Origin of the sequence: Streptomyces sp. NPDC058864, from assembly GCF_042742985.1 — a bacterium.
Classification (GTDB): Bacteria; Actinomycetota; Actinomycetes; order Streptomycetales; family Streptomycetaceae; genus Actinacidiphila.
On record NZ_JBHYMQ010000010.1, the window covers coordinates 171,824 to 180,715 of the forward strand.

The window sequence follows — 8,892 nt, forward strand, 5'->3', positions numbered from 1 at the left end:
GACCCGATGCCCGCATCCTGAGACCGTGTCCCACGTCCGCGGGTCCTGTGGCAGACTGCCGATGTGTCCTCGTTCGCCATGATTATCGGCAGCAGGCGCGCCGGTCCTCAGTGATCGCCGAACCGCAGACCATCGCGGAAGCGACCACCGTGTCCCAGACCCGCGCGCAGACCTCTCGCACCCGCGAGAGGTTTTTTCGTTTCCCGGCCCACCCGCGCCGGAGGCGGCGCAGCGCGAGGGATGATGGGGGCAAGTGGAGCCCGGTCTTCCGGAACCACTCACCCGACAGGAGTTGGAACGAACCATGACGGCCGTACTGGACGACAGCTTCCACGTCTTCGACACCACGCTGCGCGACGGCGCGCAGCGCGAGGGCATCAACCTCACCGTCGCCGACAAGCTGACGATCGCCCGGCACCTGGACGACTTCGGGGTGGGCTTCATCGAGGGCGGCTGGCCCGGCGCCAACCCGCGTGACACCGAGTTCTTCGCCCGTGCCGCCGCCGAGCTGGACCTGCGGCACGCCCAGCTGGTGGCCTTCGGCGCCACACGCCGGGCCGGCGGCAGTGCGGCCGAGGACCCGCAGGTCAGGGCGCTGCTGGAGTCCGGCGCCCCGGTCGTCACCCTGGTCGCCAAGTCCCACGACCGCCATGTCGAGCTGGCCCTGCGCACCACGCTCGAGGAGAACCTGGAGATGGTCCGGGACACCGTCTCCCACCTGCGTTCCCAGGGCCGCCGGGTCTTCGTCGACTGCGAGCACTTCTTCGACGGCTACAAGGCCAACCCGGCCTACGCCAAGGAGGTCGTGCGCGTCGCCCACGAGGCCGGCGCGGACGTCGTCGTCCTCTGCGACACCAACGGCGGGATGCTGCCCGCCCAGATCACCGCCGTCGTCCGCACCGTGCTCGCCGACACCGGTGCCCGTCTGGGGATCCACGCCCAGGACGACACCGGCTGCGCCGTCGCCAACACCCTCGCCGCCGTCGACGCGGGCGCCACCCACGTCCAGTGCACCGCCAACGGCTACGGCGAACGGGTCGGCAACGCCAACCTCTTCCCGGTCGTGGCGGCCCTGGAACTCAAGTACGGCCGCAAGGTCCTGCCGGCCGGCTCCCTGGCCGAGATGACCCGCATCTCCCACGCCATCGCCGAGGTCGTCAACCTCACGCCCTCCACCCATCAGCCGTACGTGGGGATCTCGGCCTTCGCGCACAAGGCGGGGCTGCACGCCTCGGCGATCAAGGTCGACCCGGACCTCTACCAGCACATCGACCCGGAGCTCGTCGGCAACACCATGCGCATGCTGGTCTCCGACATGGCCGGCCGTGCCTCGGTGGAGCTCAAGGGCAAGGAGCTCGGCATCGACCTCGGCGACGACCGCGAGCTGATCGGCCGCGTCGTCGAGCGGGTCAAGGAGCGCGAACTCGCGGGCTACACCTACGAGGCCGCCGACGCCTCCTTCGAACTCCTGCTGCGCGAGCAGGTCGAGGGCCGGCCGCTGCACTACTTCCGGGTCGAGTCCTGGCGCGCCATCGTCGAGGACCGCCCCGACGGCACCCACGCCAACGAGGCGACGGTCAAGGTGTGGGCCGACGGCCAGCGCATCGTCGCCACCGCCGAGGGCAACGGCCCGGTCAACGCGCTGGACCGCGCGCTGCGCGTCGCGCTGGAGCGGACCTACCCGCAGCTGGCGAAGCTGGAGCTGGTGGACTACAAGGTCCGCATCCTGGAGGGCAAGCACGGCACGGAGTCCATCACCCGGGTCCTGGTCGCCACCTCGGACGGCAGCTGCGAGTGGTCCACCGTCGGCGTCGGCGAGAACGTCATCGCCGCCTCCTGGCAGGCCCTGGAGGACGCCTACGCGTACGGGCTGCTGCGCGCCGGCGTGGAGCCGCGCCGGAACGACTGAAGGGCGCGGACCGAAGCGGCGGACGCGGCGCATTCACCCGCGTCCGCCGCGCCGAAAGGGCGTCCGGGCACGCAACGCGGCCGCCGCACCGGAATAATTGCCGTAGGCACCGGAATTTCCGCTCCGGTAATTCCGGGCGATTGATCCGTCCAAGACGGACAAGCGTCATGAGTGGACACCCGGCCTCCGTGTCGTTACGGTCGAATTGTCGGCGTCATCGACATGGGATGACTTGATCCGCAGGTCAGATGGCGTCCGCAGCCGGAATCGACCGGCTGTCGTGGTGCCCGGCGCATTGCATTGCAGATTTCGCCCTCCGGCCCGCTGCCGCATGTCCTCCATGTGCCCCGGCCGGGTCGAGGCACCATCCGCGCGTACCGGATTCCAGGGAAGAAGAAACTCATGCGCGCCAAGCGAAGCATCGCATTGCTGGCAAGCCCTCTCGTCGCGGCCGCGGCGCTGGCGTTCTCGTCGGCGGTACCGGCAACGGCATACGCGGACACGGCGCACCACGCGACGGCGTCAGCGCAGCAGGCTCCCGCCAAGGACGACCCGAAGTACCAGCAGGGTTACAACGCCGGACTCCTCGACGGACGCTTCGACGGAAAGTCCTGCTCGTACTACGACTCCTACAGCCCGGAGACCACGAACGCGAAGTACAAGTCGGGCTACTCCAGCGGCTACAACGTCGGCTACAACGCCAAGTGCAGCAGCTAGCGCCCCGCGCGGCCCAACTGCCGCGCATACGCGCGTAGAACGCCGGGCACACTCCTCCTGCTCCACCTGCTCCAGTCGCACGTCCGCCCCACCGGAAGCACGGTCCCCAGCAGGAGGAATCGCCCATGAAGTTCCGCTCCGTCCTGAGCGCGCTCGTCCTCGCGCTCGGAGTGCTGTTCGCGCCCGGCGTCGGTCTCACCGCGTCCCACGACGCCTACGCCGTCACCAAACTGACGCACGCCCAGGCCACGACGATGTTCCGCAACGCCGGGATCACCTGGTCCTCGTCAGGCGGCTGCTCCAACCGCAACAACGCCACCTGCACGTCCTTCGACCAGCTCAACCAGCCGACCGCTCAGGGCGCGGTGACCCTGAGGCAAGCCACCGGCTGCGCCCTGAACATCACCGGCGGCACCGAGACCGGTCACGCGAGCGGCACCTACTCGCACTGGAACGGCTACAAGCTCGACTACGGCAAGAACAGCTGCGTCACCAACTACATCCACAGCGCCTTCACCTACATCGGCCTGCGCGGTGACGGCGCCCCCCAGTACCGCTCCGGCTCGGGCAACATCTACGCCGACGAGGGCAACCACTGGGACGTCCTGTACTACAACTGCGGCGGCTGCTGACCCCGTTCGGTGAGCCGCCCGCGGCCCGGTCCCGGCCGGGCCGCGGGCGGTCCGTCGAAGCCGTCGGCACAGGAGGGCGGTTCGCACCGGTGCCACGGCACGCGGCGCGGTGTGCGCGGGCGGTGCGGGAGGGGCCTCACGCCCAGGCCAGGACCTCCACCGGGTCGCCCACCGCGATCGTGCCCGGCCGGAGCACCGCCGCCTTCATCGCGAAGCTCACCTTGTTGCCGTACTCAGGCTCCCGCCGGTAGCCGGCGAGGGTGCGCACCGGCTCCGGGCCGGCGGTACGGCCGGTCGCCTGGTCGACCAGCGGCACGGAGCAGCGCATCGCGCGGACGGAGTAGCCGAGCCGGGCGGAGCCGACGTCCATGAGCCGCACCCGGTCCTCGGTGTGCGGCTCGCTCCAGCCGGCGACCACGATGTTGGGGCGGAAGCGGTTGACGGGCACGGGTGTGCCGCCGCGCTCGGCGATGCGCCGGTTGAGGTCGTCGAGCGAGGCCAGCGAGGCCACCGAAAGGGCGTGCGCGTCGGCGAAGTTGACCTTGCCGGGGTGCTCGCCCCAGCCGTCCCGGTCGAAGCCCGGACGCACGCGCACCAGGCGCGAGGGCGCACCCAGGGCCTCGGAGAACCAGTGCGCGGCCTCCTCGCCCTGGTCCACCGCCGGCCCCAGCGGCCGGTCGAACAGGATGACCTCGCGCGGCGGCCCCTCGTACGCCACCTCCACCGCCAGTTCCCCGGCCCCGGGCGCCGACAGCGCCAGGTGCTTGCCGTCGTCGGTGACCTCCGCGCGCACCACCGCCATCCGCGGCAGCGTCCGCTGGCTGCGGAAGGAGCCGTCGGCCGCGTCGACCACCATGAACGTACGGTCGTGGACCAGACCGGTCGCGGTGACGGCGGCGCCGGCCAGCGGCACGCCGGCGCAGCCCTTGACGGGGTAGCAGGTCAGCGAGTGCACGGTCGCTGCGGTCATGGGTCTCGTCCTTCCGGGGCGGTTGAACCCATTCGATCACGCCGCCGCGCCCGGCGTAGGTTCATCCCGTGACCGATGACACAGCGATACGGATCAGGGCCGCCCGGGGCGCGGACGCGGACGCGATCACCGCTGTCTTCCTCGCCTCCCGGGCCGCCGCCATGCCGTGGCTGCCCCGGCTGCACACCGACGCCGCGACCCGGTGGTGGGTCGAGAACGTCGTACTGGAGCAGTGCCGGGTGTGGCTCGCGGAGGAGACCGGCACCGGTGCCGCGGTCGGCTTCGCGGCGCTCGACGGCGACTGGCTGGAGCACCTCTACCTGCGCCCCGACGCGCGCGGACGCGGCATCGGCGCGCGGCTGCTCGACGAGGTCGTGCGCCACCACCCGGACGGCCCACTGTCGTTGCACGTCTTCCGGCGCAACACCGCGGCACGCACGTTCTACGAACGGCACGGCTTCCGGGCCGTCCCCGGCAGCGGGAGCACCGCCAACGAGGAGGGCGAGCCGGACCTGACCTACCGTCTGCCGTCCGTGGTCGACCGGTGACCAACGGCACACGTACCGACCGGTAACGCCGGGGCCCCGCGGATCATAGGGTGAGCGCCGTACGCTCCCCACCCTCGAACCCAGGGAGACCGCATGCGTTCCGCGAAGGACTTCTTCCGACCGCTGGCCGTGGGGGCCCCGGCCCCCGTACGGGAAGTGCCGTTCCGGCCGTCGCGGATGATCCACTTCTTCGATCCGGGCAACGAGAGGATGGCGGCGAAGGTCCCCTCCATCGCCCCCAAGGTGGACGTCCTGCTGGGCAACCTGGAGGACGCCGTCCCGGCCGACCGCAAGGAGGCCGCCCGTGCGGGGCTGGTCGCCGCGGCCAAGGCCAACGACTTCGGCGACACGCAGCTGTGGACCCGGATCAACAGCCTCGACTCGCCCTGGGCGCTGGACGACCTGCTGACCCTGGTCACCGAGATCGGCCACAAGCTCGACGTCGTGATGGTGCCCAAGGTCGAGGGCGCCGAGGACATCCACTACGTCGACCGGCTCCTCGCCCAGCTGGAGGCCAAGGCCGGCATCGAACGCCCGATCCTCGTCCACGCGATCCTGGAGACCGCGACGGGCGTGGCGAACGTCGAGGAGATCGCCGGGGCCAGCCCCCGGATGCAGGGCATCTCCCTCGGCCCGGCCGACCTCGCGGCGAGCCGCCGCATGAAGACCACCCGCGTCGGCGGGGGACACCCGGGGTACCTCGTGCGGGAGGACCCCAAGGATCCCGAGATGGAGCTACCGCGGCTGACCTTCCAGCAGGACCTGTGGCACTACACGATCGCGCGCATGGTGGACGCCTGCGCCGCGCACGGGATCCTGCCGTACTACGGTCCCTTCGGCGACATCAAGGACACCACTGCCTGCGAGGACCAGTTCCGCAACGCCTTCCTGCTCGGTTGCGTCGGCGCCTGGAGCCTGCACCCGGTGCAGATCGACATCGCCAAGCGGGTCTTCTCCCCGGCGCCGGCCGACGTGGCCTGGGCGCGCAGGGTCATCGACGCCATGGGCGACGGCACCGGTGCGGTGATGATCGACGGCAAGATGCAGGACGACGCCACGGTCAAGCAGTGCCACGTCGTCGTCGAGCTCGCGGAGGCGCTGGCCGCCCGCGACCCGGAGCTGGCGCAGGCCTACGAGGCCGCGTACAAGGAGCAGGAGCAGAACCGATGACCGACGCGATCCTGCGGCCGCGCCGCTCCGTCCTCTACATGCCCGGCGCGAACGAGCGCGCCCTGGAGAAGGCGAAGACCCTCCCCACCGACGCGCTCATCCTCGACCTGGAGGACTCCGTCGCGCCCGATGCCAAGCCCGACGCCCGCAAGCGGGTCGCCGCGGCCGCCGCCTCCGGCGAGTACGGGTACCGGGAGGTCACCATCCGGGTGAACTCGCCCGGCACCCCCTGGCACGAGGACGACCTGCGGGCAGCCGCCGAGGCGGGCCCGGACGCCGTGGTCGTCCCCAAGGTCGACTCGGCCGCGACCGTGCACGCCATCGAGCGCGCCCTGGAGGCAGCCGGCGCCCCCGACAGGACCGCCATCTGGGCGATGGTGGAGACCCCGCGCGCGATGCTGGACGCCCGTGCCATCGCGGCGGCCTCCGAGCGGCTGCGCGTGCTGGTCATGGGCACCAACGACCTGGCCAAGGAACTGCACGCCGAGCACGTGCCCGGCCGCGCCCCGCTGCTCACCGGACTGTCCCTCGCTCTTTTGGGTGCCCGCGAGGCAGGCAAGGCGATTCTGGACGGTGTCTACAACGACGTCAGGGACATGACCGGCTTCGAGACGGAGTGCGTCCAGGGCCGGCAGTTCGGCTTCGACGGCAAGACCCTGATCCATCCCGGGCAGGTGGAGATCTGCAACAGGGTGTTCGCCCCCTCGCAGGAGGAAGCGGACAGGGCGCGGCGCATCATCGAGGCATTCGAGGAGGCCATGGCCGCCGGGCGCGGCGTGGTCACGGTCGACGGCCGCATGATCGAGAACCTCCATGTGGATGACGCCCGGCGTGTCCTTGCGCTGGCCGGGGCGGTGTCCGGGAGGTAGCGATCCGGCCGTGTCCGGGTGGACGACCGCTACAAAGAAAAGGCCCCGCACGCGACGTGCGGGGCCCTTCTTGTGTTGGTTCTGTCCAGATGCTCCATGAAGCGGGTCCGGACACTGTACGAAGTCGACGCCGATTTTGGCGGCCCCCCGCTCGTATGGTCGATGGCATGAGCGTTTTGGACGAGGTGCCGACCCAGCCCGCCGAGGCCGAAGGGGCCGAAGAGGCCGCGCAGCCGGCGAATGACGCCCGCGGGCGCGTCGCGGAACTGCACGCCATCCGCGAGCAGGTCCGGCTCGGCCCCAGCGAGAAGGCCACCCAGGCCCAGAAGGCCAAGGGCAAGCTGACCGCGCGCGAGCGCATCGAGCTGCTGCTCGACGAGGGCTCCTTCAACGAGGTCGAGCCGCTGCGCCGGCACCGCGCCAGCGGCTTCGGCCTGGAGGCGAAGAAGCCCTACACCGACGGTGTCATCACCGGCTGGGGCACCGTCCACGGCCGGACGGTCTTCGTGTACGCGCATGACTTCCGGATCTTCGGCGGCGCGCTGGGCGAGGCCCACGCCAGCAAGATCCACAAGATCATGGACATGGCCATCTCGGCCGGCGCCCCGCTGGTCTCGCTCAACGACGGTGCCGGCGCCCGCATCCAGGAGGGCGTCTCGGCGCTCGCCGGCTACGGCGGCATCTTCCAGCGCAACACCCGCGCCTCCGGTGTGATCCCGCAGATCTCCGTGATGCTCGGCCCGTGCGCCGGCGGCGCCGCGTACTCCCCGGCCCTGACCGACTTCGTGTTCATGGTCCGCGAGACCTCCCAGATGTTCATCACCGGGCCGGACGTCGTCCAGGCCGTCACCGGCGAGAAGATCTCCCAGAACGGGCTCGGCGGCGCCGACGTCCACTCCGAGGTCTCCGGTGTCTCGCACTTCGCGTACGACGACGAGCAGACCTGCCTGGAGGAGGTCCGCTACCTGCTGTCGATGCTGCCGCAGAACAATCGCGAGAACCCCCCGTCGGTCCCCACCGCGGACCCGGCCGAGCGGCGGGGCGACGTCCTGCTGGACATCGTCCCGGCCGACGGCAACCGCTCGTACGACATGCACCAGGTCATCGAGGAGCTCGTCGACGAGGGAGAGTACCTCGAGATCCACGAGCGCTGGGCGACCAACATCATCGTGGCCCTGGCCCGGCTCGACGGCCAGGTCGTCGGCATCATCGCCAACCAGCCCGCCTCCCTCGCCGGCGTCCTCGACATCGAGGCCAGCGAGAAGGCCGCGCGCTTCGTGCAGATGTGCGACGCCTTCAACATCCCGCTCATCACCCTTCTGGACGTCCCCGGCTTCCTGCCCGGCGTCGACCAGGAGCACGGTGGCATCATCCGGCACGGCGCCAAGCTGCTGTACGCGTACTGCAACGCCACCGTGCCGCGGATCTCGCTGATCCTTCGGAAGGCGTACGGAGGTGCCTACATCGTCATGGACAGCCAGTCGATCGGCGCCGACCTGACCTACGCCTGGCCGACCAACGAGATCGCCGTCATGGGCGCCGAGGGCGCCGCGAACGTGATCTTCCGCCGCCAGATCGCCGAGGCAGACGACCCCGAGGCCATGCGCGCCCGCATGGTGAAGGAGTACAAGTCCGAGCTGATGCACCCCTACTACGCCGCCGAGCGCGGCCTGGTGGACGACGTCATCGACCCCGCCGAGACGCGCGAGGTCCTCATCCGCTCGCTCGCGATGCTGCGCACCAAGCACGCCGACCTGCCGTCCCGCAAGCACGGCAACCCGCCCCAGTAAGGGAGAGACGAACCCCGTGAGCACCCCTGCCGACAGCACCTCCGCCGCGCTCGTGCGCGTGGAGCGCGGCCACGCCAGCGACGAGGAACTGGCCGCCCTCACCGCTGTCCTGCTGGCCCGCGCCGCGGCCCAGGGCCAGGACGCGACCGACTACGTCAAGCCCCGCTCCACGGCCGGCTGGCGCCGCCTCGAGCGGCAGTCCGGCTTCAGCGCGCCCCACAGCTGGCGCAGCTGACCCTCCGGGCCCGAACGGCGGCGCGGCACCCTTCCCGTCTCTTATACACATC

Annotated in this window: 9 protein-coding genes; 8 read left to right on the plus strand and 1 reads right to left on the minus strand. The window is 70.8% G+C overall.

The features are described from left to right. Window positions 1-304: 304 nt before the first annotated feature. The 3 genes from cimA (at window position 305) to ACFW3D_RS11160 (ending at window position 3,258) form a co-directional block, all read left to right on the plus strand. Window positions 305-1,909, plus strand: coding sequence for a citramalate synthase (cimA, locus tag ACFW3D_RS11150; RefSeq protein ID WP_500503747.1), 1,605 nt, complete (start codon window positions 305-307; stop codon window positions 1,907-1,909). Between the two features lie 402 nt (window positions 1,910-2,311). Next, entirely contained in the window at window positions 2,312-2,626 is a 315-nt protein-coding gene (locus tag ACFW3D_RS11155) for a hypothetical protein (protein WP_500503749.1), read from the plus strand. A gap of 125 nt (window positions 2,627-2,751) precedes the next feature. Beyond that, on the plus strand, window positions 2,752-3,258 hold the full coding sequence (locus ACFW3D_RS11160) for a hypothetical protein (protein WP_500503750.1): 507 nt from the start codon (window positions 2,752-2,754) through the stop codon (window positions 3,256-3,258). 136 nt (window positions 3,259-3,394) lie between these two features. On the opposite strand, the gene ACFW3D_RS11165 is transcribed toward ACFW3D_RS11160, so the two are convergent. Beyond that, complete coding sequence (locus ACFW3D_RS11165) at window positions 3,395-4,228, minus strand: MOSC domain-containing protein (RefSeq protein ID WP_500503751.1); 834 nt, start codon at window positions 4,226-4,228, stop codon at window positions 3,395-3,397. Window positions 4,229-4,296: 68 nt separating this feature from the next. Between ACFW3D_RS11165 and ACFW3D_RS11170 the strand changes: the two genes are divergently transcribed. The 5 genes from ACFW3D_RS11170 to ACFW3D_RS11190 all read left to right on the plus strand — a co-directional run bounded on the left by ACFW3D_RS11170 (window position 4,297) and on the right by ACFW3D_RS11190 (window position 8,840). Then, a complete protein-coding gene (locus tag ACFW3D_RS11170) occupies window positions 4,297-4,776 on the plus strand; it encodes a GNAT family N-acetyltransferase (protein ID WP_500503752.1) in 480 nt (159 codons plus the stop codon). Window positions 4,777-4,869: 93 nt separating this feature from the next. Then, the gene (locus ACFW3D_RS11175; RefSeq protein WP_500503753.1) at window positions 4,870-5,946 is read left to right on the plus strand and encodes an HpcH/HpaI aldolase/citrate lyase family protein; all 1,077 of its coding nucleotides are present in this window, start codon (window positions 4,870-4,872) and stop codon (window positions 5,944-5,946) included. Next, window positions 5,943-6,815 carry an HpcH/HpaI aldolase/citrate lyase family protein gene (locus ACFW3D_RS11180; RefSeq protein WP_500503755.1) on the plus strand — a complete coding sequence of 291 codons (873 nt, stop codon included), beginning with the start codon at window positions 5,943-5,945 and terminating at the stop codon, window positions 6,813-6,815. Before ACFW3D_RS11175 ends, ACFW3D_RS11180 begins: the two co-directional genes overlap by 4 nt. 167 nt (window positions 6,816-6,982) lie before the next feature. After that, window positions 6,983-8,605: an acyl-CoA carboxylase subunit beta gene (locus ACFW3D_RS11185; protein WP_500503756.1), complete on the plus strand. Its 1,623-nt coding sequence runs from the start codon at window positions 6,983-6,985 to the stop codon at window positions 8,603-8,605. Between the two features lie 16 nt (window positions 8,606-8,621). Further along, the gene (locus ACFW3D_RS11190; protein ID WP_089224994.1) at window positions 8,622-8,840 is read left to right on the plus strand and encodes an acyl-CoA carboxylase epsilon subunit; all 219 of its coding nucleotides are present in this window, start codon (window positions 8,622-8,624) and stop codon (window positions 8,838-8,840) included. Window positions 8,841-8,892 lie beyond the last annotated feature (52 nt).

Excerpts from the sequence above, each read along its gene's own strand:
- cimA (WP_500503747.1), top strand. The coding sequence starts at position 305 with ATGACGGCCGTACTGGACGACAGCTTCCACGTCTTCGACACCACGCTG.
- ACFW3D_RS11155 (WP_500503749.1), top strand. The coding sequence starts at position 2,312 with ATGCGCGCCAAGCGAAGCATCGCATTGCTGGCAAGCCCTCTCGTCGCG.
- ACFW3D_RS11160 (WP_500503750.1), top strand. The coding sequence starts at position 2,752 with ATGAAGTTCCGCTCCGTCCTGAGCGCGCTCGTCCTCGCGCTCGGAGTG.
- ACFW3D_RS11165 (WP_500503751.1), bottom strand. The coding sequence starts at position 4,228 with ATGACCGCAGCGACCGTGCACTCGCTGACCTGCTACCCCGTCAAGGGC.
- ACFW3D_RS11175 (WP_500503753.1), top strand. The coding sequence starts at position 4,870 with ATGCGTTCCGCGAAGGACTTCTTCCGACCGCTGGCCGTGGGGGCCCCG.
- ACFW3D_RS11180 (WP_500503755.1), top strand. The coding sequence starts at position 5,943 with ATGACCGACGCGATCCTGCGGCCGCGCCGCTCCGTCCTCTACATGCCC.
- ACFW3D_RS11185 (WP_500503756.1), top strand. The coding sequence starts at position 6,983 with ATGAGCGTTTTGGACGAGGTGCCGACCCAGCCCGCCGAGGCCGAAGGG.